The organism is Vagococcus vulneris, from assembly GCF_003950515.1.
GTDB classification, from domain to species: domain Bacteria; phylum Bacillota; class Bacilli; order Lactobacillales; family Vagococcaceae; genus Vagococcus; species Vagococcus vulneris.
The window spans coordinates 36,371-60,326 of record NZ_NGJS01000009.1 but is presented as its reverse complement, the minus strand read 5'-3'; the positions used below and the strand labels follow the sequence as shown (position 1 = coordinate 60,326).

The 23,956-nt window shown below is 37.6% G+C and carries 22 protein-coding genes; 20 read left to right on the top strand and 2 right to left on the bottom strand.

Translation table 11 applies throughout. From position 1 onward, the window contains the following. Positions 1–47: 47 nt before the first annotated feature. The 4 genes from CBF37_RS07335 (at position 48) to acpS (ending at position 4,639) form a co-directional block, all read left to right on the top strand. On the top strand, positions 48–1,091 hold the full coding sequence (locus tag CBF37_RS07335; protein WP_125984113.1) for a D-alanine--D-alanine ligase: 1,044 nt from the start codon (positions 48–50) through the stop codon (positions 1,089–1,091). Positions 1,092–1,155: 64 nt separating this feature from the next. Next, the gene (locus CBF37_RS07330; RefSeq protein ID WP_125984112.1) at positions 1,156–2,520 is read left to right on the top strand and encodes a UDP-N-acetylmuramoyl-tripeptide--D-alanyl-D-alanine ligase; all 1,365 of its coding nucleotides are present in this window, start codon (positions 1,156–1,158) and stop codon (positions 2,518–2,520) included. A 103-nt stretch (positions 2,521–2,623) separates the two neighbouring features. Next, positions 2,624–4,204 (top strand): degradosome RNA helicase CshA, encoded by a 1,581-nt coding sequence (cshA, locus tag CBF37_RS07325; RefSeq protein WP_125984111.1) that lies wholly within the window; start codon positions 2,624–2,626, stop codon positions 4,202–4,204. 78 nt (positions 4,205–4,282) lie between these two features. Further along, complete coding sequence (gene acpS, locus CBF37_RS07320; protein ID WP_125984110.1) at positions 4,283–4,639, top strand: holo-ACP synthase; 357 nt, start codon at positions 4,283–4,285, stop codon at positions 4,637–4,639. A gap of 19 nt (positions 4,640–4,658) precedes the next feature. On the opposite strand, the gene CBF37_RS07315 is transcribed toward acpS, so the two are convergent. Then, positions 4,659–5,054, bottom strand: a complete 396-nt coding sequence (locus CBF37_RS07315; protein WP_125984109.1) for a hypothetical protein — start codon at positions 5,052–5,054, stop codon at positions 4,659–4,661. A gap of 111 nt (positions 5,055–5,165) precedes the next feature. Here CBF37_RS07315 and CBF37_RS07310 point away from each other — a divergent pair, with 111 nt between their 5' ends. The 13 genes from CBF37_RS07310 to CBF37_RS07250 all read left to right on the top strand — a co-directional run bounded on the left by CBF37_RS07310 (position 5,166) and on the right by CBF37_RS07250 (position 19,173). Further along, the gene (locus CBF37_RS07310; RefSeq protein ID WP_125984108.1) at positions 5,166–6,893 is read left to right on the top strand and encodes a patatin-like phospholipase family protein; all 1,728 of its coding nucleotides are present in this window, start codon (positions 5,166–5,168) and stop codon (positions 6,891–6,893) included. A gap of 45 nt (positions 6,894–6,938) precedes the next feature. Beyond that, positions 6,939–7,811 carry a YicC/YloC family endoribonuclease gene (locus CBF37_RS07305; RefSeq protein WP_240626686.1) on the top strand — a complete coding sequence of 291 codons (873 nt, stop codon included), beginning with the start codon at positions 6,939–6,941 and terminating at the stop codon, positions 7,809–7,811. 108 nt (positions 7,812–7,919) lie between these two features. Beyond that, positions 7,920–8,534 (top strand): guanylate kinase, encoded by a 615-nt coding sequence (gene gmk, locus CBF37_RS07300; protein ID WP_125984106.1) that lies wholly within the window; start codon positions 7,920–7,922, stop codon positions 8,532–8,534. Then, a complete protein-coding gene (gene rpoZ, locus CBF37_RS07295) occupies positions 8,534–8,845 on the top strand; it encodes a DNA-directed RNA polymerase subunit omega (RefSeq protein WP_125984105.1) in 312 nt (103 codons plus the stop codon). The genes gmk and rpoZ overlap by 1 nt, the downstream gene beginning before the upstream one ends. Positions 8,846–8,966: 121 nt before the next feature. Continuing rightward, a complete protein-coding gene (gene priA / locus CBF37_RS07290) occupies positions 8,967–11,390 on the top strand; it encodes a primosomal protein N' (protein WP_125984104.1) in 2,424 nt (807 codons plus the stop codon). Between the two features lie 13 nt (positions 11,391–11,403). Continuing rightward, on the top strand, positions 11,404–11,898 hold the full coding sequence (gene def / locus CBF37_RS07285) for a peptide deformylase (RefSeq protein WP_125984103.1): 495 nt from the start codon (positions 11,404–11,406) through the stop codon (positions 11,896–11,898). After that, positions 11,891–12,835 (top strand): methionyl-tRNA formyltransferase, encoded by a 945-nt coding sequence (fmt, locus tag CBF37_RS07280; RefSeq protein ID WP_125984102.1) that lies wholly within the window; start codon positions 11,891–11,893, stop codon positions 12,833–12,835. Before def ends, fmt begins: the two co-directional genes overlap by 8 nt. Continuing rightward, positions 12,792–14,201 (top strand): 16S rRNA (cytosine(967)-C(5))-methyltransferase RsmB, encoded by a 1,410-nt coding sequence (gene rsmB, locus CBF37_RS07275; protein ID WP_125984101.1) that lies wholly within the window; start codon positions 12,792–12,794, stop codon positions 14,199–14,201. The genes fmt and rsmB overlap by 44 nt, the downstream gene beginning before the upstream one ends. A gap of 32 nt (positions 14,202–14,233) precedes the next feature. Continuing rightward, complete coding sequence (locus tag CBF37_RS07270; protein WP_125984100.1) at positions 14,234–14,989, top strand: Stp1/IreP family PP2C-type Ser/Thr phosphatase; 756 nt, start codon at positions 14,234–14,236, stop codon at positions 14,987–14,989. Further along, on the top strand, positions 14,982–16,844 hold the full coding sequence (pknB, locus tag CBF37_RS07265; RefSeq protein ID WP_125984099.1) for a Stk1 family PASTA domain-containing Ser/Thr kinase: 1,863 nt from the start codon (positions 14,982–14,984) through the stop codon (positions 16,842–16,844). The genes CBF37_RS07270 and pknB overlap by 8 nt, the downstream gene beginning before the upstream one ends. A 108-nt stretch (positions 16,845–16,952) precedes the next feature. Further along, positions 16,953–17,837, top strand: a complete 885-nt coding sequence (rsgA, locus tag CBF37_RS07260; protein ID WP_125984098.1) for a ribosome small subunit-dependent GTPase A — start codon at positions 16,953–16,955, stop codon at positions 17,835–17,837. Positions 17,838–17,851: 14 nt separating this feature from the next. Further along, a complete protein-coding gene (rpe, locus tag CBF37_RS07255) occupies positions 17,852–18,505 on the top strand; it encodes a ribulose-phosphate 3-epimerase (RefSeq protein ID WP_125984158.1) in 654 nt (217 codons plus the stop codon). Further along, a complete protein-coding gene (locus CBF37_RS07250) occupies positions 18,502–19,173 on the top strand; it encodes a thiamine diphosphokinase (RefSeq protein ID WP_125984097.1) in 672 nt (223 codons plus the stop codon). Before rpe ends, CBF37_RS07250 begins: the two co-directional genes overlap by 4 nt. Before the next feature lie 118 nt (positions 19,174–19,291). Here the strand turns inward: CBF37_RS07250 and rpmB are convergent, their stop codons facing one another. Further along, positions 19,292–19,480: a 50S ribosomal protein L28 gene (rpmB, locus tag CBF37_RS07245; protein ID WP_125984096.1), complete on the bottom strand. Its 189-nt coding sequence runs from the start codon at positions 19,478–19,480 to the stop codon at positions 19,292–19,294. A gap of 217 nt (positions 19,481–19,697) precedes the next feature. Between rpmB and CBF37_RS07240 the strand changes: the two genes are divergently transcribed. The 3 genes from CBF37_RS07240 to recG all read left to right on the top strand — a co-directional run bounded on the left by CBF37_RS07240 (position 19,698) and on the right by recG (position 23,924). Next, positions 19,698–20,060, top strand: a complete 363-nt coding sequence (locus CBF37_RS07240) for an Asp23/Gls24 family envelope stress response protein (RefSeq protein WP_125984095.1) — start codon at positions 19,698–19,700, stop codon at positions 20,058–20,060. A 74-nt stretch (positions 20,061–20,134) separates the two neighbouring features. After that, a complete protein-coding gene (locus CBF37_RS07235; protein ID WP_420824169.1) occupies positions 20,135–21,808 on the top strand; it encodes a DAK2 domain-containing protein in 1,674 nt (557 codons plus the stop codon). Positions 21,809–21,890: 82 nt separating this feature from the next. Next, the gene (recG, locus tag CBF37_RS07230; RefSeq protein ID WP_338067348.1) at positions 21,891–23,924 is read left to right on the top strand and encodes an ATP-dependent DNA helicase RecG; all 2,034 of its coding nucleotides are present in this window, start codon (positions 21,891–21,893) and stop codon (positions 23,922–23,924) included. Positions 23,925–23,956: the final 32 nt, after the last annotated feature.

Genomic DNA, 23,956 nt, shown 5'->3' with positions numbered 1-23,956 from the left:
TTAGAAATAAAGTATAATGAGTGATGATAAAAATTAGGGGGATTACCATGAAAATTGCTTTAATTTACGGAGGTAAGAGTGCCGAACATGATGTGTCGATTCTGTCTGCCTTTTCAGTTTTGAAGGCTATTTATTACAATTATTATGAAGTTCAGACAATCTATATTGATACAACAGGTAATTGGCTAAAAGGACCTTTATTTAAGGAAGCACCTGCTAGTGAAGAAGAGCTACACCTAACGCTTGCAAATGCTCAACCGATTTCTCCGGCTGAAATCAAAGAAAAAAATACGATTATTTTTCCTGTCTTGCATGGTCCAAATGGAGAAGATGGCACCGTTCAAGGGTTGTTTGAAGTGCTTGATATGCCATATGTTGGTGCCGGTGTATTAGCTAGCGCATGTGCTATGGATAAAATAATTGCTAAGCAATTATTTCAACAAGCAGGAATTCCACAATTACCGTATGTTGCTGTGGCTAAACGTGATTTTGAAGTAGACCGCGAAGAGTTATATGCTCGTTGTGAAGGATCACTGTTGTATCCGATGTTTGTTAAACCGGCTAATATGGGTTCTAGTGTCGGAATTAATAAAGTAGAAAATCGTGAAGAATTATACGCTGCTTTAGAAGAAGCTTTAAAATATGATTGTCGTGTAGTTGTTGAGCAGGGCGTGGAAGCACGAGAACTAGAAGTTGCCGTTTTAGGTAATGACGAGATCAGAACAACAATGGCAGGAGAAATAGTAAAAGATGTCGAGTTTTATACATATGAATCGAAGTACATCGATAATCAGGTGACACTTCAAATTCCAGCCGAAATTACCGAAGAGGTACAAGAAAAAATGCGTGAGTATGCTGAAAAGGCATATGTCATGCTTGATTGTAGTGGACTTAGCCGTTGTGACTTTTTCTTGACAAATAACAATGAGATGTACCTAAATGAGGTAAATACAATGCCCGGTTTTACGCCGTTTAGTATGTATCCGTTGTTATGGGAGAATATGGGGTTGGGTTATAGTGACTTATTAGAAGAACTTATCCAACTTGCTAAACTACGATATGAAAAGAAACAGGCAATTAAAGTATATTAAAAATAAAAGATGGGGCTGGACATCGTGTTCAGCTTTTTCTGTTGCAACTAGGAGGAGACTATAAATGATGTTAACTATTGATCAAATAATTGAGGCTGTTTCTCCTTTGTATATCTCTACATCTTGCCAAACTCAGTCGATTCAATCTGTCGAGTTTGATACACGTAAAGTAGTAAAGGACAGTTTGTTTATCCCGTTAAAAGGTGAACGTGACGGGCATGAATTTATTCCTCAAGCATTTGAAAATGGAGCAGTCTTAACGCTTTCAGAAAGAAAATTATCGGAGAATATTCCTTATCTGCAAGTAGCCGATTCTTTAGCGGCATTGCAGCAGTTGGCAAAATGGTACTTAAAAAAAATTAATCCCAAAGTTATCGCTGTAACAGGTAGTAATGGGAAAACGACAACTAAAGACATGACGGCAGCAATTTTAAATACATCATATGCAACATATAAAACACAAGGAAATTATAATAATCATATCGGTTTGCCGTACACTGTTTTACATATGCCTGCAGATACGGAGATGCTGGTTTTAGAGATGGGTATGGATCATAAAGGCGAAATTGATGTGTTGTCTATGATTGGTCAACCTGATATTGCTGCTATTACTCTTATTGGTGAATCTCACATCGAATATTTGGGCTCACGTCGAGGCATTGCTGAATCTAAGATGGAAATAATTAATGGCATGTCTGACAAGGGCACACTGATTATTCCAAATGATGAACCGCTTTTAAAAGAATTAATTATGGATTTGAAACAAACAGTCGAAACCTTTGGTATGGATACAGAGGCAACTATCAGCGGAACAATTGTTGCTAGCAAAAAAAATCAAACAAGCTTTACAACTAGTTTGTTTCCGGGGCCTGTCTTTACAATCCCTGTCTTAGGAACATATAATGTAAAAAATGCACTAATTGCTATTTTAATTGGGTATCACTGCGATATTTCTGTTGAGAAAATTCAAGAAGGACTGACTCATTTTGATTTGACAAAAAATCGGACAGAGTGGCTACACAGCAGTAATGGTGTCGAAATTTTAAGTGACGTATATAATGCAAATCCTACAGCAACCCGTTTGGTATTAGACACATTTAGTCAATTAGCAGCGAATGGCAGGCGAATTATTGTCTTAGGCGATATGTTAGAGCTAGGTTCGGATTCTAAAAAGATGCATGCTGCTTTGGCAGAACATATACCGCATGAAAAAATTCAACGTGTCTTTTTATATGGAAAGGACATGGAGGCATTGTATCAAGAATTACTTCCAGTTTTTAATGAGTCGGTCACATGGTATGCAAGTGAGCAGAAAACAGATTTGATTGAAGCGGTTCAAGAGTATGTATTGCCGAAAGATATGGTATTCATTAAAGGAAGTAACGGTATGAAATTAATTGATGTGGTCAACAAATTAAGGGAAGTTTAATTTAGTTAAAGATTGTATGAGAAATGAAAATGTGATATGATGATACGACTGCTAATTTTTGGCATGTTTTGACGATAGTGAAAGATTAATAGGAGGCTAACTTTTGAAATTTAGTGAATTACATTTAGACGAAAACATAATGAAAGCAATTGAAACAATTGGTTTCGAGGAAGCAACACCAATTCAAAGCGAGACAATCCCTTTAGCATTAGAAGGTAAAGACGTGATTGGTCAAGCACAAACGGGAACAGGTAAAACAGCAGCATTTGGTATTCCAATGCTACAAAAAATCGATACCTCTAATCCCGTATTACAAGGGCTGGTTATCGCACCGACGCGTGAACTTGCCATTCAAACTCAAGAAGAGTTATACCGTTTAGGTAAAGATAAAAAAATTAAAGTACAGGCAGTGTACGGTGGGGCAGATATCGGTCGCCAAATTAGATCTTTAAAAAACAAACCACATATCGTAGTGGGAACTCCTGGTCGTTTAATCGATCACATCAATCGTCGTACGCTAAAATTAGGAACTGTTGAAACATTAGTCTTGGATGAGGCTGATGAAATGTTAAATATGGGATTCTTAGAAGATATTGAAACAATTATCGCTAAAGTTCCAGAAAACCGTCAAACGTTACTATTCTCAGCAACAATGCCTGATAGTATTAAACGTATCGGTGTGAAATTCATGAAAAATCCGGATCATATTAAAATTAAAGCTAAAGAGATGACGGCTAACTTAATTGATCAATATTATGTTCGTTGTAAAGAATATGAAAAATTTGATGTCATGACTCGTTTGTTTGATATTCAAAATCCTGAGTTAACGATTGTTTTTGGTCGTACTAAACGACGTGTTGATGAATTAGCTCGTGGCTTAGAAATGCGTGGTTATAAAGCAGAAGGAATCCATGGTGATTTACCTCAACATAAACGTATGAGCATCTTACGTGCATTTAAAAATGGTGAATTAGACATTTTAGTAGCAACAGACGTAGCAGCTCGCGGTTTAGATATTTCTGGTGTTAGTCATGTTTATAATTATGACATTCCACAAGATCCAGAAAGCTATGTTCACCGTATTGGTCGTACTGGTCGTGCTGGTAAAGAGGGTATGTCAGTCACATTTGTAACGCCAAATGAAATGAGCTACTTGCATGTTATTGAAGATTTAACGAAAAAACGTATGTCAACATTACGTCCACCGTCAAAAGCAGAAGCTTTTAAAGGTCAGTTAGGTATTGCATTAAAAGAAATTGAAAATCAACTAGCAGCTAATGGATTAGAAAAATATCAAGAAGCAGCAAGTGATTTATTAGAAGATTATAGTGCAGAAAATATTGCAGCATTATTAATCAAACAAATTTCCAAAGACGATGCGGCTGAAGTTCCTGTTAAAATTACGCCAGAACGCCCACTACCTTCAGGCAAGCGTCGTAGCAATAATCGTGGTGGTAATCGCAGTAATAATAATCGTGGTGGTAATCGTGGCGGACGCGGTGGCAATAATAGTCGCGGAGATAATCGTGATCACCGCAATGGCGGCAAACGAGATAACTGGAAAAACAAAGAGCAAGGACAAGGCAACAAAAACAACTCTAAACGTAATTACAAAGGAAAAGACAATAAATCGGGCGGTAAAGATAAAGGTCGCGGATTTGTTATCCGTAATAACGATAAATAAAAAAAGTCTCCTGAAAATGGAGACTTTTTATGTTATTTATTTATAAAAACTGTATAATAAAAATGAGGTGTTTCTAAAATGATTTCAGGAATAGGTATTGATGTTGTTGAGTTAGAACGTATCGAAAAAATAATTGAGACAAATCGTTCTTTTATTGTGCGAGTACTTACTCCAAAAGAATTGGAAAAATTTGATACGTTAAAAATAAAACGGCAGAAAGAGTATCTCGGAGGTCGATTTGCTTGTAAAGAAGCTTTTGCTAAAGCATACGGTACGGGAATTGGTAAAGTGACTTTTCAAGATATTGAAATTTTATCAGAATCAAATGGTCAGCCAATTGTGACGAAATCCCCTTTTGTTGGGAATGTTTTCGTATCTATTACACATACAGATCAAGTAGCGATGGCACAAGTCATATTAGAAAAAAACAAGTAAGCCAAACCAAAAAGTTAACTTACTTGTTTTTGTATGATGGTCGATTATAGTTAGGACTGATAATCGATACTTTTTTTATATAATCAGCGGAAATCATTTTAACTTGATTATTCTTTTGCTGTTTAATCATTAGTGCATCAGGATTGTTTGGGTGTTGATAGATCCTGCCAACCAATGTTTCGTATTTGGCAAATGACTGTTCGTCAGAACTCACTTGATACTGGATAACTACAGTACTTTTTTGTGCGATTGCTTGATTAATTTTTTTGAAGATAGTCCGTTTTAACTCACTTTTTTTATAGCTATCGTCAATAAACGTTGAAAATAACTTTTGTGAAGACTGTGAAATAAACTTTGCAAGGCGGTTAGAATTTGAATCATTTTGATTAGTAGAAAAGTCATTGTTATCAACCATTGGCAAACCCCTCCTTAGCCATCATACTTTATTATACGAATGAAGCCCCCTCTAGTCAAACGAATTAAATTAAAAAATATAATAAATTTTATTTGAAAGCAGGTTGATGATATGCAACAAGAATTATTTATTTCTGATGTGATTCAACTAAAGAGTCGACTCCATGATTTAAGACAGTGGTTACCTTTTGCTGAATCAACATCACAAGCATATGAGGAATTAAAAAAAAGAGTAAGTCAATTTGATGATTGCCATTCTGTTATCGGAGTGACCGTTAGAGGGCGTGTTGAACTAGTTTTAGACTATTCATTGAAAGAAAATAAATTGAATCTACATCTTGTATTAGTGTCCAACAGAAAATTTTCTTGGCAGCAGATTTTAAAAGAAATCGATAAAACAGCTAAAAGTCATCGTGCTTCAGTAATAGAATTTAGTGTTCTTGGTTCGTTCCTAGACTCGTTTCAATTACAGAAATTAATTGAGCAAGGTTATGGATATGAAAAAAAAGCGAATAGATTTGATATAGAAAAAGAATTAACCTATCATACTGGTTTGGTTTTAGGTGGTGGTGGAGCTAAAGGTGCATATCAAATCGGAGTTTGGAAAGCGCTAAGAGAATGTCACGTGTCATTTGATATCGTCACTGGAACATCTGTTGGTGCCTTGAACGGAGGTTTGATTATTCAAGATGACTTACCAGCTGCAGAAAAAATGTGGGAAACGATTGATACACAGGATATCTTGTCTGTACCCATTGAGGCTAAAGAAGAAACAGATTTTACGCTGCAGCAGTTGGTATCGTTTATTCAGACATTTACGTTATCTGCCATTAAAAACGTGGGGACCGATACAACTCCACTGCAGCAATTGATTATCAAATTAATGGACGAAGACCGGATTTTCGCTACAGACAAACAGTTTTTTATTGTTACGACGCAAGCACCTAAAATGATTGAGACTATTGTCTCGATGGCTGACATGACTAAAGAAACTTTCCCAAAATGGTTATTGGCATCATCGTCATTCTTTCCGGCGATGTCGGCGTGTCAAATTGATGAAAGGTACTACGTTGATGGCGGTTATCGAAATAATATACCGATTGATGTTGCATTAAAAGCTGGTGCGACAGAACTGATTGAAGTTAATGTAAAAGGTCCAGGACTTATAAAATTGATTAAAGTACCACAAGAAATTCCTGTTACTAAAATTGAAAGCCACTGGGGATTGGGAAATGTCTTGTTATTTGACAATCATCGGTCAGGATGGAATTTACGTCTAGGTTATTTAGAGGGTCTTAAAGCATTTAACCGATTAAGTGGTAAAAATTATACTTTTTACAAAAAATCATACAAGCGAGAAAATTTTGAGTTGAGTCGTGCATTTATTCGTTATGCCAAGGAACAGTCGAATCATTTATTTGTAAACCCTTGGACGACACATGATTTAGTGGAACAATTGATTAAACGACAATATAATCCAAGTGTTTTATTTGGTGACTTGATTGAAAATACTGCACGTACGATGATGGTTGATCCGACAACGATTTATTCATTTGATACGCTTAGTCAAACTATCATCAAAGCTACACGGGAAGTGAATGCGGTAGCTGCTTCTCCGATGTTATTGACATTTAAAGAATGGCTCGTTAAATATATAGAGCAAATCGATTATTTATCACCGCAACAAAAATTAGTTGGTATGCGACAACTGCTGTTTAACAAAACGCCGTTAACAAGGCTAGTGACGGATAAAGATGTGTCTAAGCAATTTGATTTAATTTTACAATCATTATTTTTAGAATTTCTTTCGATACGATTCGATGGAAATGAATGTGAGTGACAAGAACTTTTTAGAAATAAGAAAGGCGGAAAAAAAGTGCAGAGTATGACAGGGTTCGGCAAAGCAGAGCTGCAAACATCGGCGTATGATTTGATGGTGGAAATAAAATCGGTAAACCATCGCTTTTTGGATATTCAATGCCGGTTACCACGAGAATTATTGGAATTTGAATTAGGGTTGAAACAACTCGTTAAACAAGTAATATCGCGAGGGCGCGTGGAGTGTTTTATTACATTTCAATCACTAGAACAGAGTCGCCAGACAATTCGCATGAACACAGACCTAATCAAACGGCTAGCAGAAGATGTCACACGAACTCTTCAGAAAGAGCATGGTACAACAATAACTGCGGACAGCTTAATGCAAGGAGCGATTATGCATCCGGCCCTTTTTGAAGTATTGGAAACACCAGTAAAAAATGCTCAATTGTCAGCCGATTTAGAGACTGTATTTCAGCAAGCACTGAAAAATCTGTGTGATAGCAGACGCAAAGAAGGTAGCGGAGTTGAGCAGGTACTGAGAAATAAACTATCTCAGGCGGAACAAGCTGTTCAGATAATTTATTCATTGCAGGATCTTTATGAAGCAGATTATCAGCAAAGGCTAACACAGAAAATTACTGAATTAATCGGTAATCATGTGGACCAAGACCGTTTGCTGACAGAGACAGCACTTCTTATTGAAAAGGCTGATATTAGTGAAGAACTGGATCGTTTGATGATTCACATAGCAGCATATAAACAGTTGCTGACACGGCAGAGTTCGATAGGTAAAGAAGCCGATTTTTTAACGCAAGAATTCAACCGAGAGGTAAACACTATCGGTTCCAAAACATCTGTTATAAAAATCAAAGAACAAGTCATTATTTTAAAAACATTGATTGAAAAAATGCGCGAGCAGGTTCAAAATGTTGAGTAAACTTGAGACGGTGTACTTTTTTAACAAATTCTAACTTGCATTCTGCTGGTAAACGGTGCATTATAGTAGATAAAATAATAAAAGTTAGCAAAGGGGAAGGAAGACACTATGTCACAAAGAGGGTTGTTAATTGTACTATCTGGTCCATCTGGTGTAGGGAAAGGAACTGTTCGCAAAGCTTTATTTGAAAATAAAGATACGGCGTATGAATATTCTATCTCAATGACGACACGTCAAATGAGAGAGGGAGAAGTTGATGGCGTCGATTATTTTTTTCGTTCACGTAAAGAATTTGAAGCGTTGATTACTGCTGGTAAAATGTTGGAACACGCAGAATATGTTGGTAACTACTATGGCACGCCTTTGGATTATGTTAACAAAACATTAGACGAAGGAAAAGATGTGTTTTTAGAAATTGAAGTTCAAGGCGCAATGAAAGTGAAAGAGAAGATGCCTGATGGTATTTTTATTTTTCTAACCCCTCCTGATTTTTCGGAACTGAAAGCACGTATTATCGGTCGTGGAACGGATGATATGGCAGTGATAAATGAACGTATGGTAGTGGCAAAGTCTGAAGTTGAAATGATGCGTCACTATGATTATGCTGTGGTTAATGATAAAGTAGAATTAGCAGTAGATCGTATTAAGAAGATTATTGAAAGTGAACATTATAAAGTATCACACGTTATCGATTATTACGAAAAAATGTTAGAGGAGATGTAATTATGTTATACCCATCGATTGATTTATTATTAGAACAAGTAGATTCAAAATATTCATTAGTTATTTTGTCGAGCAAGCGTGCTCATGAATTAGATTTAGGTGCGCAGCCGATGATTGATCAAGAGCAATTTGTTTCAGTGAAAAATGTTGGTCGTGCTTTAGAAGAAATTGCAGCTGGAGACGTTGTAATTGACCCTCATCCAGAATTAAAGCGTGAACTAATCAAACGACAAGAAGAGGAACAAAAAGCACTTAAACGTCGGGAACATCAAGAATTGGAAGCACGTATCCAGTTAGATAATAAAATCTAATTAGTATTATATTATGTTTAAAAAAATAAAGTAGAACAGGTTATCTTGTTCTGCTTTATTTTTTTAAACATAATATATGAAATTTTGATACAATAAGAGAAATAGAAAGGATGTGGAATCTATGGTGATTGCGCATATAATTGTTGATGTTCCAACGATGCAGACAAATCAACCATTCAGTTATCATGTTCCCATCGAGTTGGAAAAATTCATTCAGATTGGTATGAGAGTAGAGGTTCCTTTTGGTAAAGGAAATCGTCATATCCAGGGGTTTATTGTCAATTTAGAGCAAACTGATACACCATCAGAAACAGTTGAATTAAAAGATATTGTCAATATCCTTGATCTGACCCCGGTGTTAAATCATGAAATGTTGAAGTTAGCCGATTATATGGCAGAATCGACGTTTGCCTTCAAGATTACATGTTTGCAGACTATGCTGCCGAGCGTTATGCGCTCTTCTTATAAAAAATGGGTTGTACTAAATGATCAGACTGTCTCAGATTACATTAAGAATGATATTTTTTGCGGATTATCGGAACTGTCATGGGAAGACTTGATTGATAGTGGGCATTTATCGGATATCTTGAAGCTGCGACAAGAAGGTCTTGTTGATATTCGTTATGAAGTGACAACTAAAAACCGTGTGAAGACGGCCAAAGTTATTAAAAGGCGGTTACCTCATGAAGAACTGGAGCAGCAATTAAATGAGCAGCGCGCAAATGCGCATCAAAAAATAAAATTGTTGAAATTATTGCTGACAATGCCGTTGGACATGGAAATAGGTTTAAAAGAGCTGATAGATGAACACGATATTTCTCGAGCAGTTGTAAATAACGGACAGCAAGCTGGCTGGTTAATTATAGAAGACCGTGAAGTCTACCGGGATCCTTATGCATATCAAACGTTTAAATCGGATACTGCCTTATTATTAAATCGAGAGCAGCAGACGGCTGTGGGGTTGATTACGGATAGTGTTAGAAAGAATCGGTCCGAAGTTTTTTTAATTGAAGGTGTCACTGGAAGTGGTAAGACAGAGGTTTATTTACAAAGTATTGCTGATGTTTTAAAGCAATCGAAAACAGCAATTATGTTAGTGCCTGAAATATCATTAACACCTCAAACAGTTACGCGATTTAAAAAGAGATTTGGTAAAGATGTTGCTGTACTGCATAGTGGCTTGTCTCAAGGGGAAAAATACGACGAATGGCGAAAAATCGAGCGTGGTGAAGCACAAGTGGTGGTCGGTGCCAGATCAGCAATTTTTGCGCCATTAGAAAATATTGGGTTGATTATTATTGACGAGGAACATGAAGGGTCTTACAAACAAGATGAGTCACCGCGTTATCATGCGAGGGATTTAGCAATTTGGCGCAGTCGGTATCATCAGTGTCCTATAGTTTTAGGCAGCGCAACACCTTCTTTAGAATCTCGAGCACGAGCACAAAAGAATGTTTATCGTCTTTTGCATCTTTCACAACGTGCTGTTATGAATTCAACATTACCCGATGTTAAAATTATTGATATGCGTCATGAAGTTCAACAGGGTGGACACACATTTTCAGCTGAACTGTTAACGAAACTGACAGATTGCTTAGCCAAGAAAGAACAGTCTGTCTTAATGTTGAATCGTCGGGGCTTTTCTTCGTTCATCATGTGCCGTGATTGCGGCTATGTTTTGCCTTGTCCGAACTGTGATATTTCATTAACGTTGCATATGGATACTAAGACGATGAAGTGCCATTATTGCGGACATGAGGAGGGAATCCCTTATCGCTGTCCGATTTGTGATGGAGATAAAATCAGATATTATGGGACAGGAACACAAAAAGTGGAATCTGAGTTGCAAGAATTATTGCCGACTGCCAGAATAATTCGCATGGATGTCGATACGACTAGAAAAAAAGGTAGTCATCAAAAGTTGTTAGACAAGGTAGCTGCTGGCGAAGCAGATATTTTATTGGGAACACAAATGATAGCGAAAGGGTTAGATTTTCCTAATGTGACATTAGTTGGTGTGTTGAATGCTGATACAGCATTGAATTTACCCGATTTCCGTTCGAGTGAACGCACCTTTCAATTATTGACTCAAGTCAGTGGTCGAGCTGGTCGAGGTGAAAAATCGGGAGAGGTCTTAATCCAAACCTATAATCCAGACCATTATGCTATTCAACTTGCAAAAGAACAAGATTATGAATCTTTTTATCAACATGAGATGAAAATCAGGCATCAGGGCGCTTATCCGCCATATTTTTTTACCAGTCAGTTGGTTGTTAGCCATGAAGACGAATATATCGCAGCAAAACGAATTTATCAAATTGTACAGTATCTAAAGACATTTTTAACACCTCAAGCAATCGTTTTGGGGCCAACACCGCGTTCAATTGCTAGAGTAAACAAACGCTATTATTATCAAGTCGTGATAAAATATCGTCAAGAGCCGAATCTTACAGTAGCACTGCATCATATTTTGCTAGAATCACAACAAGATATCAGGCAAGGTCTACGTGTGGTTATCGATATGGAACCGCAACACTTTATTTAAAGGATGAGAATATTTGAAAAAGATAGTTACTTACCCAAATAAGGGATTAATTACACCATGCCAACCGGTAAAACGTTTGACACCACGTTTGCTGAAGCTGTTAGACGAGATGTATGATACAATGGTAGCTCGTGATGCAATCGGCTTAGCAGCGAATCAAATAGGTGTGTCGCAGCAAGTTGTTTTAGTTGAACTAGATGAGGATACTGGGTTGTTTGAGATGATTAATCCAGAAATTATTGCTAAAAGTTCGGCTACTTCTATCGATGTTGAGGGCTGTCTGAGTTTTCCAAATGTTTTTGGAACAGTTGAAAGACATAAGGAAGTTACAGTCCGTTATATCGACCGTGAGGGTTATGAGATGGAAGTAGATGCTTCCGGCTATTTGGCGCGTGCTTTTCAGCATGAAGTGGAACATTTAGAAGGCAAATTGTTTACGGATAAAATTATAGAAAAAATAGCACCAGAGGATTTAGAGAAATATATGGAGGAACATGGGTATGACTAAAATTATTTTTATGGGGACGCCAAGTTTTTCAGTGCCGATTTTAGAAAGTATAATAAAAAGCGATGAATATCAAGTATTAGCAGTGGTTACGCAACCAGACCGTCCTGTAGGGAGGAAAAAGATATTAACACCACCTCCAGTTAAGGAAGCAGCAGTTTCTCACGGTATAAAAGTATTGCAGCCGGAAAAAATATCCGGTTCTGAAGAAATGGAAGCTGTCATCGAGATGCAGCCCGATTTAATTGTCACGGCCGCATTCGGACAATTTTTGCCAGAAAAAATACTTAAAGCACCTAAATTAGGCGCAATTAATGTCCACGCATCATTATTGCCGAAATATCGCGGCGGAGCCCCCGTTCACTATTCGATTATTAATGGAGAAAAAGAAACGGGTGTAACTATTATGGAAATGGTTAAGAAAATGGATGCTGGCGATATACTGGCTCAGCGAGCTATTCCAATTGAGGAAACAGATGATGTTGGTACGATGTTTGATAAGTTAAGTGCTGTTGGAGAAAGTTTATTAATGGAAACATTGCCCAAGCTGATTGCTGGTGAGATTACACCAATTTCGCAAGATGAAGCAGAAGTGACCTTCTCGCCAAATATTTCGCGGGAACAAGAACAAGTTGACTGGAAAAAAACGGCGAAACAAGTTGATTGTCAGGTTAGAGGTATGAGACCTTGGCCGGTATCTTATACAACGTATCAGGGAATCCGTTGGAAGTTATGGGATGTTACTCCACTAGAAGAAAAAACAAATGCACAACCCGGCACAATTACGGCAATTGATAAAAAATCATTTCAGATTGCTTGCGGTAACGGGACCTTATTGCGGATTAATCGATTGCAGCCAGCGGGTAAAGGTCAGCTGACTGCTGCAGAATTTCTAAATGGTGTCGGACGACAACTGGAGGCAGGAGAAAAAGTTGAGTAAAAAGAAAAAACAAGTACCCAAACATATCTATGAAAATCCAAGATATGCAGCGATGGAATTACTGGTTAAGATTGCGTCTAATCAAGGGTATTCCAATCTTTTAGTGAATGAGGGAATCAAGAAACATCACCTATCATCAAAGGACGCGCGGTTAATGACAGAAATTGTTTATGGGACGACTAGTCGTCAATTGACCTTAGCTTATTATTTGGCACCTTTTATTCAGAAAGCAAAAAAGGTTGATTTATGGGTTAAAGAATTATTATTACTGTCAATTTATCAGATGGAGTTTTTAGATAAAATTCCGGCTTATGGTATTTTGAATGATGCTGTTGACATCGCTAAAGCAAAAGGGAATCCGGGAATCGGGAAGTTTGTTAACGGTGTGCTGCGTACAATTCAACGCCAGGGCGTTCCCAATACAGCTGGAATATCAGATGATATTGAGCGTCTCTCAATAGAAATAAGTATACCGCGTTGGTTGACGGAAGTACTCATTGCAGATATTGGATTAGAACAAACACGCGAATTAGGCGAGTCTCTATTGCAGACGAGTCGAGCCAGCGGCCGTGTGGCTACACGTGCATTAACGCGTGAAGAAGCTGTATCCGCCTTATCTTCTGATGAGATTAATGCAGAATTAAGTGTGGTGTCACCAGTCGGAATCGTTGCTAAAAAAGGATTTTTAGCTGGCAGCAACTTATTTAAGGAAGGGAAGCTGACTGTCCAAGACGAGACATCAATGCTTGTAGCGCCAAGTATGCAACTGCGTCCGTCAGATAACGTATTGGATACATGTGCAGCACCTGGTGGAAAAACAACTCATATTGCTGAATATTTAGATGCTGAACAAGGCGGTAAAGTGACAGCACTTGATATCCATCCGCATAAAATTAAATTAATCGAAGAAAACGCAGAGAGACTGCATGTGTCGTCGGTGATAGAACCTCGAGTACTTGATGCTAGGCAAGCAGCTGATGAGTTTCCAGATGAAAGTTTTGATCGGATACTGATTGATGCGCCTTGTTCCGGGTTAGGTTTATTGCGACGCAAGCCTGATATCAAATACAGTAAAACAATCGACGATTTTATAAAATTAAGACAAATTCAGACAGAAATATTAGAAAGTGTTGCACAAAAAGTTAAGAAAAACGGTATAATAACTTATAGTACGTGTACAGTAACGACACAAGAAAATGAAGAAGTTATTCAGGGTTTTTTAGAAGCTCATCCTGATTTTGAGTTAATTGATATAAAGGGAGTAGCTCATTTAACAAAAAGCTATCAGCAGCTGATGTTAAAAGTATATCCCCATCATTATGGTACTGATGGCTTTTTTATCAGCTGTCTGAGACGAAAGTCGTAAACTTATTTTTGGAGAACAAAGGAGTGTAAAGCATGCAAATAGATTATCAGACAAATGTTGGCCGTAAACGAAAGAACAATCAAGATACAGTAGGTACATATGTAAACCAAAAAGGAATTACCTTAGCGATTGTTGCCGATGGGATGGGCGGCCATCAAGCTGGTGATCAAGCTAGTTTTTTAGCTGTTACAGGATTGGGAAAAGTCTGGGAAGAAACAGCTATTTCTGATCATGAAACTATCTCTGAGTGGCTGATTAGTCGCATTCAACAAGAAAATGATGTCATCTACGCAGAGGGAAATAATGATCCGGAGAAATTCGGTATGGGAACTACCATTGTTGCAGCAACACCTTTAGAAGGAAAATTGTTGCTAGCTCACGTTGGCGATAGCCGCGCATACATTATTCGAGATCAAGCTATCAAACAGCTGACGGAAGATCACTCATTAGTTAACGAGTTAGTAAAGACTGGTGAAATTACTGAAGAAATGGCTGCGAATCACCCGAAAAAGAATATCTTAGTCCGTTCAGTAGGTGTTCCGGGTAAAGTAGAGGTAGATTTATCTCTGATTACTTTAAAAATCGATGATCAAATTCTTTTGTGTTCGGATGGCTTAACGAACATGTTGTCAGATAATTTGATCAAAAGTATTTTAACGACACAAAAGCCTTTAAATGATCGAATAGCTGAATTAATAACTGAGGCAAATGAAGCTGGAGGAACAGATAATATTACGGCATTAGTAATGTCGTTTGACGATGGGGAGGAGGGAATAGTTAATGATTAATATCGGCCAAAAAATCGGCGAACGCTATGAAGTTATTCGTAGTATTGGCAGTGGTGGCATGGCTAATGTTTATTTAGCAAGAGACCTAATTTTAAACAGGGATGTAGCCATCAAAGTTTTGCGTTTTGATTTCCAAAATGATCAAGATGCTATCCGCCGATTCCAAAGGGAAGCTCTAGCTGCAACTGAAATGGTTCACCCTAATATTGTCGGTGTTTATGATGTCGGTGAGGATTATGGTATGCAGTATATTGTTATGGAGTATGTCGAAGGAACAGACTTGAAACGATACATCAAAGACAATTCTCCAATCCCGTTACCAACAGTTGTCAATATCATGGAACAAATTTTAGCAGCCATCTCAGTGGCTCATCAACATCAAATTATCCATCGTGACCTGAAGCCGCAGAATATTTTAATTGCACGAGACGGCACTGTCAAAATAACTGACTTTGGGATTGCGATTGCCTTATCTGAAACGTCAATTACTCAGACGAATACACTGTTGGGTTCTGTGCATTATCTATCTCCTGAACAGGCCAGAGGTGGTATGGCGACTAGGCAATCTGATATTTATGCGCTTGGGATTATTTTGTATGAATTGTTGACTGGTGTTGTTCCGTTTGAGGGAGAATCAGCGGTATCTATCGCTTTGAAACATTTTCAAAATGATATGCCGTCTGTCAGACGTTTTAATCCATCGATACCGCAATCCTTAGAAAATGTGGTATTGCATGCAACGGCTAAAGAAGCCGCAGATAGATATCAGACGGTTGATGAGATGTATAATGATATTAAAACTGTCTTGAATCCCGCTAGAGCAAATGAATCAGTATTTACACCTAGTGTAATGACGGATGATACAATTATGCTGACACCGGTACGTGAACCAGAAAAAGTTGAACAAAGAGAAATAAAACCTAATCAAGTACAACAAGATGAACATGAAGATGAGCGTGAAACACCGAAAAAGAAAAAGCCGATGAAATTAATCTTAATCGGTTTAGCGTTAGTTTTGTTAATCGGCGGTGGTTTGTACGCGTTGGGTCGAGGCGGCGGTGAAGTGATAATTCCTGATGTAAAAGGAAAATCACAAACAGAAGCTGAAGCAATTTTAAAAACAGCTAAGCTGAAAGTAAAGCCTAAAATTGAAAGAATATCAGATGATTCTGTGGAAAAAGATCGTGTAGTAAAAACTGATCCGGGTGTTGGTACGCCTGTCAAAGAAAACACAACAGTCACTTTGTTTGTCAGTTCTGGTGATAAATCCGTAGCAATGACTAATTTGTCGAATTTAGATATTGATGCAGCAGAAAATCAATTATTAAATGAAGGCTTTTTAAAAGAAAATATTACGATAAAAGAGGAAACATCCGATACTATTGAAGAAGGAAGAATTATAAAGCAAGTCCCTAAAGCCGGTGAGAAAGTAGTGCCTAGAGAAGCTAAGGTAACGCTTGTTAAGAGCTCTGGGCGGAAAGTATTTAAGTTAGAGAATATGTACGGCTATTCTAGCAATCGAGTAAACAGTTATATTGATAGCATGGGTCTGACTTTAATTGAAGGACAAAGCGAATACAGTAGTTCAGTACCTTCAGGTCAGGTAATATATACTATCCCAAGCAGCGGTACAGAAATGAAAAAAGGTGACCAAGTGACAGTTGTCTATTCAGCTGGTCGAGATCCAAGCACGGTACAGCCGGTAACAACTGTTCCGGAATCATCTAAATCAGAAACGGAGCAATCTTCAGAACCTAAAGAAAGTACGCAGTCGTCTAGCCATGGAGAAAACAATAGTAAACCTGACACATCTAAAGATGAAGGCCAAGGTAATAAAGATGAGAGAAATTCATAATGAATTTCTCTTTTTTTATTAAAATAATGAGTATCACGCGGTACAACTTTAAAATATGATACAATAATTAAATAAAGAGAGCAGTTAGTTTATTTAAGGAGGGACAGAATGCAGCGAGGCCAAATTATTAAGGCTTTAAGTGGCTTTTATTATGTAGAAAATGACGGCAAAGTGTATCAGACTAGAGGAAGAGGTAATTTTCGCAATCGGAAAATTACGCCACTGGTAGGTGATTTTGCAGATTTTGAGAGTTCTAACTCAACGGATGGATACTTGATGGATATTTTACCGAGAGAAAACGAATTAATTAGGCCTCAAGTCGCTAACGTGGATCAAGGAGTGATTGTGACAAGTTGTATCGAGCCGAATTTTTCTTTCAATCTATTAGATAGATTCTTGGTAATGTTAGAAGAAAAGCACATTGCACCAGTTATTTATATTACAAAATTAGATATTGCCTCAGATAACATTCTTCAAAGTATGTCGGCAGTGCAGACATATTATGAAAGTGTAGGCTATCCGGTTTTATTGAGTGATTCGCATGACTTATCCGATTTGGAACCTTTTTTTAAGGATAGATTAACAGTGTTTATGGGTCAGTCGGGAGCCGGAAAATCAACGTTGCTGAATAAGTTGTTGCCGGATCTAAACTTAGCAGTTGGCGATATTTCCACAGCATTGGGACGCGGCAAACATACAACACGGCATGTTGAATTGATTAACGTGGCAGGAGGTTTGGTCGCGGATACACCTGGATTCAGTTCTATTGAATTTTTAGAGATGCCGCTTTCTGAGTTGTCAAAGTGTTTTCCAGAATTTGTTGCTGCTTCAGAAAATTGTAAATTCAGAGAATGCCAACATCGAAAAGAGCCAAAATGTGGAGTAAAAGAAGAAGTAGCTGCTGGCGATATTTTGCAAAGTCGCTATGATAATTATCTGCAATTTTACGAGGAAATTTCAAACAGAAAACCGATGTATAATAAAAACAAGTGAGGAGTTTGGTTATGATAAAAATAGCGCCATCTATTTTAAGTGCAGATTTTGCGAATTTAGAAAAAGATATTAAAGAAGTGGAAGCTCATGGGGTAGAATATATTCATGTCGATGTTATGGATGGTCAGTTTGTCCCTAATATTACTTTAGGCCCTAATATTGTTTCAGCCATCCGACCTGTGACGGATTTAACGTTAGATGTTCATTTGATGATTGTTAATCCGGAACGTTTTATACCTGATTTTGCACAAGCAGGAGCTGATATAATTACTGTGCATGCAGAAAGCACACCGCATATACACCGCGCCTTGCAAATGATTAAACAAGAGGGCACAAAGGCAGGAGTTGTTATTAATCCTGGAACATCAGTTGACACAATTAAAAATGTACTGCCTTTAGCAGATCTAGTCCTGATCATGACAGTTAACCCTGGTTTTGGAGGACAAGCCTTTATTCCAGAATGTTTAGAAAAAGTTGAAGAATTAGTCAAATTACGCGAGCAATTTAACTATAGTTATGAAATTGAAATCGATGGTGGTGTCGATAAACATACAGCTCAAAGCTGTGTAGCAGCCGGAGCTGATATTTTAGTGGCGGGCTCGTATATTTATGGTTCATCAGATCGAGCTGAACGGATTGCTGATTTAAGAAAGGCTGCACGCCTATGATAAAACAAGTTGTGATTATTGCTGGAGGAGATCCGGAACTTTGGCCTGATTTATCACCTTATGCTTTGGAAGAAACAGTTTGGATTGGTGTTGATCGAGGTACTTTATTCGGCTTGGAGCATGGGTTTCCTATTGAACGGGCAGTGGGAGATTTTGACTCACTGTCGGATGAAGAATGGCAAAAAATAAGGCGATACATTCCTAAGATTGAAAAGTGTCATGTCGAAAAAGATGACACTGACACACAACTTGGATTGCTGGCAGCAATTGAAGATTATCCTAAAGCAAACTATATATTGATAGGTGCAACTGGTGGGCGTTTGGATCATTTACTTGCTAATCTATGGTTACCGATGCAAACAAGATTTCAATCATTTCTGGGCCAGCTTTTTATTAAAGATTCATTAAATAGTGTGTCCTACTATCGTTCAGGTGAGTACACAATTCAAAAAGAGTCAGACAAGACATACTTAGCATATATATGTTTGACAGAAGTAGTTGGATTAACCTTATATGATGCTAAATATACTCTGGATAAAGCGTATTTTCCTTTGCCTTTCTCATTATCAAGTAATGAATTTGTCGGCGATACAAGTCGTTTTTCATTTGATGACGGGTTCTTGGCAGTTATCCAGTCTAAAGATGATGAACAAGCAAAAAGGGATTAATTTTTTGGATAGAGTAAATAGAAAAGCGCCCCAGTTTTTGATAAACTGAGGCGCTTTTTTTTTTATAAAAAAACAACCGATGATACAGGCTCATCAGTTGAACAATTGATATCATCTATTAAACGCGTTCTACTTTACCAGATTTCAAAGCACGAGTAGAAACCCAAACTTTTTTAGGCTTACCGTCAACTAAAATACGAACTTTTTGTAAGTTAGCTTTCCATGTACGTTTTGATGAGTTCATTGCGTGTGAGCGGTTATTACCAGTTCTAGCCTTACGCCCAGTGATATAACATTCTTTTGCCATGATATTCCCTCCTTTGCTTTGAATGTAATCTGATTTTCTATAATCATACTAGAATAATTTATCATAGATTGTAAGTGAATGCAATAAAAATATGAATAAACCTTAAATAAAAGCTAGTAATTATACTTTAAAATGATATTTTTCTTTTATAAATATCTGGGGTGTGATAAACTGATGGGTGACAATGGGAAAATACTGACTTTGAGGAGGTAATACTATGGCTGTAACAATAAAAACGCAAGCTGGTACTATTGAAATTTCAAATGAGGTTATCGCTACTGTAGTAGGCGGAGCGGCAACCGATATTTATGGTATCATCGGTATGGCTAGTAAAAATCAAATTAAAGATAATTTAAATGAGATATTAGGTAAAGAAAACTATTCACGTGGTGTTGTCGTTCGTCAAGAAGAGAATGGCGTAGCTGTTGACGTTTACATAGTAGTAAGCTATGGAACTAAAATATCTGAAGTAAGTCGCAATGTTCAGGAGACAGTTAAATACAATTTAGAAACAATGCTTGGTGTCGTTGCAAACTCTGTGAATGTGTTTATTCAAGGTGTTCGTGTCCAACCAGACTAAATGTCATTGAGCCATTATACGAATATACAAAAAAATAAGAAACAAGCGTATATCTAACAAGGAGGAACGGATTTGTGGAAGTAAAAGCGATTAATGGAGGGCAATTCCAAGCAATGGTTCAGGCTGGTGCAACACGTTTAAACCAAAATGCAGAATTTGTTAATTCTTTAAACGTATTTCCAGTACCAGATGGAGATACTGGGACAAATATGGATTTGTCAATGACTAGTGGAGCAAAAGCAGTTAGAGAAGCAGCAACTCAACATACAGGTGAATTAGCAGGAATATTGTCAAAAGGGCTGCTTATGGGTGCTCGAGGAAATTCAGGTGTTATTTTGTCTCAACTGTTTAGAGGTTTTTCTAAACAAATCACTGACTGCGAAACGCTAACAGCACAAGACTTGGCGAACGCTTTTAAAAACGGAGTAGAAACAGCTTATAAAGCAGTTATGAAACCTGTAGAAGGAACGATTTTAACTGTTTCTCGTGGTGCCGCAATTGCTAGTGAGAAAAAAGCTAAGGAAACTGACAACTGCGTTGAAGTAATGGAAGCTGCGTTGAGTGGTGCGAAACGCGCTTTGGCTAAAACGCCGGAAATGCTACCTGTACTAAAAGAAGTAGGTGTTGTTGATAGTGGCGGGCAAGGTTTAGTCTTTGTATATGAAGGATTTTTAGAATCATTATCTGGCAAAACAGTAGAGAGTGATCATCAAGAAATCAGCATTGCACAAATGGATGAAATGGTGAATGTTGAACATCATCGCAGTGTTCAAGGGCAATTAGCAACGGAAGACATTAAGTTCGGCTATTGTACTGAAATTATGGTGCGCATCGGTGAAGGTCCGACTGTTGATAGTGAATTTGATTATGACGTGTTTAGAAATTATCTAGACGGTTTGGGTGATTCATTATTAGTAGTTGCTGATGAAGAAATTATTAAAGTTCATGTCCATACAGAACGACCTGGAGAAGTGATGAACTACGGGCAAAAATTTGGTGCATTGATAAAAATTAAAGTTGATAATATGCGTTTACAGCATGAAACTATTTTAGATCATGATAATGATGAGGCTCCTGTTGAAAAAGAGCGCGTACCATATGGTGTTATAGCTGTTGCCGCAGGTGACGGAGTTCAAGAGCTGTTTAAGGGTATGGGCGCTAACTATATTATTAGCGGCGGTCAAACAATGAATCCAAGCACTGAGGATATTGTGAAAGCTATTGAAAAAGTTCATGCGGATAAGGTTATTATCTTACCAAATAACAAAAATATCTTTATGGCTGCAGAGCAAGCAGCGGAAGTGAGCGATATTCCAGCAATTGTGATTCCTTCTAAAACGATTTCTCAAGGAATGACAGCGTTGTTAGGTTTTAACGAACAAAATAGTTTAGAAGCTAATAAGAAGGCTATGGTTGGTATGTTAGACGAAGTTGTTAGTGGTCAAGTAACGACGGCTGTTCGCGACACATCAATCGATGGTATTCAAATAAAAAAAGACGATTATATCGGAATGGTTGAGAATAAAATTATGGTATCCAAGCCAGATATATTGGATGCGTCACTTGCTACTTTGAAAGCTATGCTTCGTGAAGATACCGAAATTGTTACAATTATTGTTGGTGTTGACGGAAATGTTGAAACAGCAAATGAGTTGGAAAAAGAAATTTTATTAGTCGATGGAGATCTAGAAGTAGAAATTCATGAAGGCGGACAGCCTGTCTACCCTTATGTTTTCTCTGCTGAATAAAATAGTTGTTGAAAAGCCAAACATTGTGTTTGGCTTTTTTAATAGAATGGTTACCGAGAGAAGGTGGAAGAAGTTGGAAAGTATAATTCAAGAGCCGATTGGTGCAATGAAAGGAATAGGTCCCAAACGTGCATCAATTTTAAACGGTCTAGGAATCGAGACGATTGAAGATTTATTAATGTACTATCCGTTTCGTTACGATGATATTCAAGAAAAAACGTTAAATGATATTCAGGATCAAGAAAAGGTTGTCTTAAAAGGAACTATACTTGGTGATGGCATAGTTAATTATTATGGATTCAAAAAGAGCCGATTAACTTTTCGTATGATGGTCGATCAAGCTGTTATTAACGTAACTTTTTTCAATCAACCTTTTTTAAAAAGTAAAATTGTGACAGCTGAAGAAATTGCTGTTTATGGAAAATGGGATGCTAAACGTAAATCATTGTCAGGTATGAAGATTATAGCCACGCAAGATCAGGAAATTGATTATTCACCAATTTATCATGTTAATAAACAGATTAGACAGCAAACATTGGTGGGGCTAATTAAAGAGGCTTGGGAAATATATGGTCATTATATAGAAGAAAACTTACCTGATTGGCTGTTGGATAAGTATCGTTTGATGCCGAAAAAAGAGGCTGCCTATGCTATGCACTTTCCTAAAGATACCAGAGAAAATCAGCTGGCTCGCAGACGTTTAGCTTTTGAAGAATTTTTTATTTTTCAAGTACAGATGATTGAATTAAAACGCCAGGAAAATTCTGAAGCATCGGGTACAATCATTCGTTATGACAATCAAAAGCTAAAAGAATTTATTGCTAAATTGCCATTTGTTTTAACGGTGGCTCAAAAGAGAGTGGTCAATGAAATCTGTGCAGACCTTAAATCACCGCAGCATATGCATCGGCTGTTGCAAGGTGATGTCGGCAGTGGTAAGACAATTGTGGCTGCGATTGCGTTATATGCTGCAGTAACAGCAAGATTTCAAGGTGCATTAATGGTGCCAACAGAGATTTTAGCTGAACAGCACATGGAAAGTTTATCCGATTTATTTCAAGGGAGCGATGTTAACGTAGCATTATTAACCAGTTCGACGAAGGCAGCGGAAAAAAGACAGATATTAGCTGATCTAGCAGATGGCACACTCAATATTCTTGTAGGAACTCATTCGCTTATTCAAAAAGACATCTTATTTCATCGTTTAGGATTAGTTATTACTGATGAACAGCATCGTTTTGGTGTTAATCAGCGTAAGGTTTTACGCGAAAAGGGTAAAAATCCCGACGTTTTGTTTATGACGGCAACACCAATTCCTAGAACTTTGGCTATTACGGCATATGGAGAGATGGATGTCTCGATTATTGATGAATTACCGGCAGGGCGTAAGCCAATTGAAACAAAGTGGATTTTACCTAAACAGGTCGACACTGTTCTAGAATGGATGCGTGTTCAATTAAAACAAGGGCAGCAAGCTTATGTGATTTGTCCGTTAATTGAGGAGTCGGAAATGTTGGATGCAAAAAATGCACAAGATATTTATGAGCATCTGCGCGAATTTTTTGAACCAAATTTTCAAGTAGGTTTATTACACGGCAAAATGAAGAATCAGGAAAAAGAAGCGATTATGTCGGATTTCAAACAAAATAAGCTGCAAATACTTGTGTCGACAACAGTTATAGAGGTCGGTGTGAACGTTCCTAACGCAACAATGATGATGATTATGGATGCAGATCGGTTTGGACTAGCCCAACTTCACCAGCTGCGTGGTCGTGTCGGTCGTGGCAATTTATCGTCGTATTGTATATTAGTTGCAAATCCAAAGAGTGAACAAGGAAAAGAACGGATGAAAATTATGACAGAAACGACTGATGGTTTTATTTTAAGTGAACGGGATTTAGAAATGCGCGGACCGGGAGACTTTTTTGGTTCTAAACAATCTGGATTACCTGAATTTAAAGTAGGTGATATGGTAGCTGATGCCCAGATATTAGAAACAGCCAGAGTCGAGGCAATTTTATTGTGGCAGCAGTCAAACTGGATGAGACAACCTGAAAATCAGAAGCTGTATCAGTCATTGTGTGATTCTGCTAAACAATCGGATTATTTTGATTAGTTTATAAAATTAAGGTAAACTAGAAACGTATT

Excerpts from the sequence above, each read along its gene's own strand:
- CBF37_RS07335 (WP_125984113.1), top strand. The coding sequence starts at position 48 with ATGAAAATTGCTTTAATTTACGGAGGTAAGAGTGCCGAACATGATGTG.
- CBF37_RS07330 (WP_125984112.1), top strand. The coding sequence starts at position 1,156 with ATGATGTTAACTATTGATCAAATAATTGAGGCTGTTTCTCCTTTGTAT.
- acpS (WP_125984110.1), top strand. The coding sequence starts at position 4,283 with ATGATTTCAGGAATAGGTATTGATGTTGTTGAGTTAGAACGTATCGAA.
- CBF37_RS07315 (WP_125984109.1), bottom strand. The coding sequence starts at position 5,054 with ATGGTTGATAACAATGACTTTTCTACTAATCAAAATGATTCAAATTCT.
- CBF37_RS07310 (WP_125984108.1), top strand. The coding sequence starts at position 5,166 with ATGCAACAAGAATTATTTATTTCTGATGTGATTCAACTAAAGAGTCGA.
- CBF37_RS07305 (WP_240626686.1), top strand. The coding sequence starts at position 6,939 with ATGACAGGGTTCGGCAAAGCAGAGCTGCAAACATCGGCGTATGATTTG.
- gmk (WP_125984106.1), top strand. The coding sequence starts at position 7,920 with ATGTCACAAAGAGGGTTGTTAATTGTACTATCTGGTCCATCTGGTGTA.
- priA (WP_125984104.1), top strand. The coding sequence starts at position 8,967 with ATGGTGATTGCGCATATAATTGTTGATGTTCCAACGATGCAGACAAAT.
- fmt (WP_125984102.1), top strand. The coding sequence starts at position 11,891 with ATGACTAAAATTATTTTTATGGGGACGCCAAGTTTTTCAGTGCCGATT.
- rsmB (WP_125984101.1), top strand. The coding sequence starts at position 12,792 with ATGGTGTCGGACGACAACTGGAGGCAGGAGAAAAAGTTGAGTAAAAAG.
- CBF37_RS07270 (WP_125984100.1), top strand. The coding sequence starts at position 14,234 with ATGCAAATAGATTATCAGACAAATGTTGGCCGTAAACGAAAGAACAAT.
- pknB (WP_125984099.1), top strand. The coding sequence starts at position 14,982 with ATGATTAATATCGGCCAAAAAATCGGCGAACGCTATGAAGTTATTCGT.
- rsgA (WP_125984098.1), top strand. The coding sequence starts at position 16,953 with ATGCAGCGAGGCCAAATTATTAAGGCTTTAAGTGGCTTTTATTATGTA.
- CBF37_RS07250 (WP_125984097.1), top strand. The coding sequence starts at position 18,502 with ATGATAAAACAAGTTGTGATTATTGCTGGAGGAGATCCGGAACTTTGG.
- rpmB (WP_125984096.1), bottom strand. The coding sequence starts at position 19,480 with ATGGCAAAAGAATGTTATATCACTGGGCGTAAGGCTAGAACTGGTAAT.
- CBF37_RS07240 (WP_125984095.1), top strand. The coding sequence starts at position 19,698 with ATGGCTGTAACAATAAAAACGCAAGCTGGTACTATTGAAATTTCAAAT.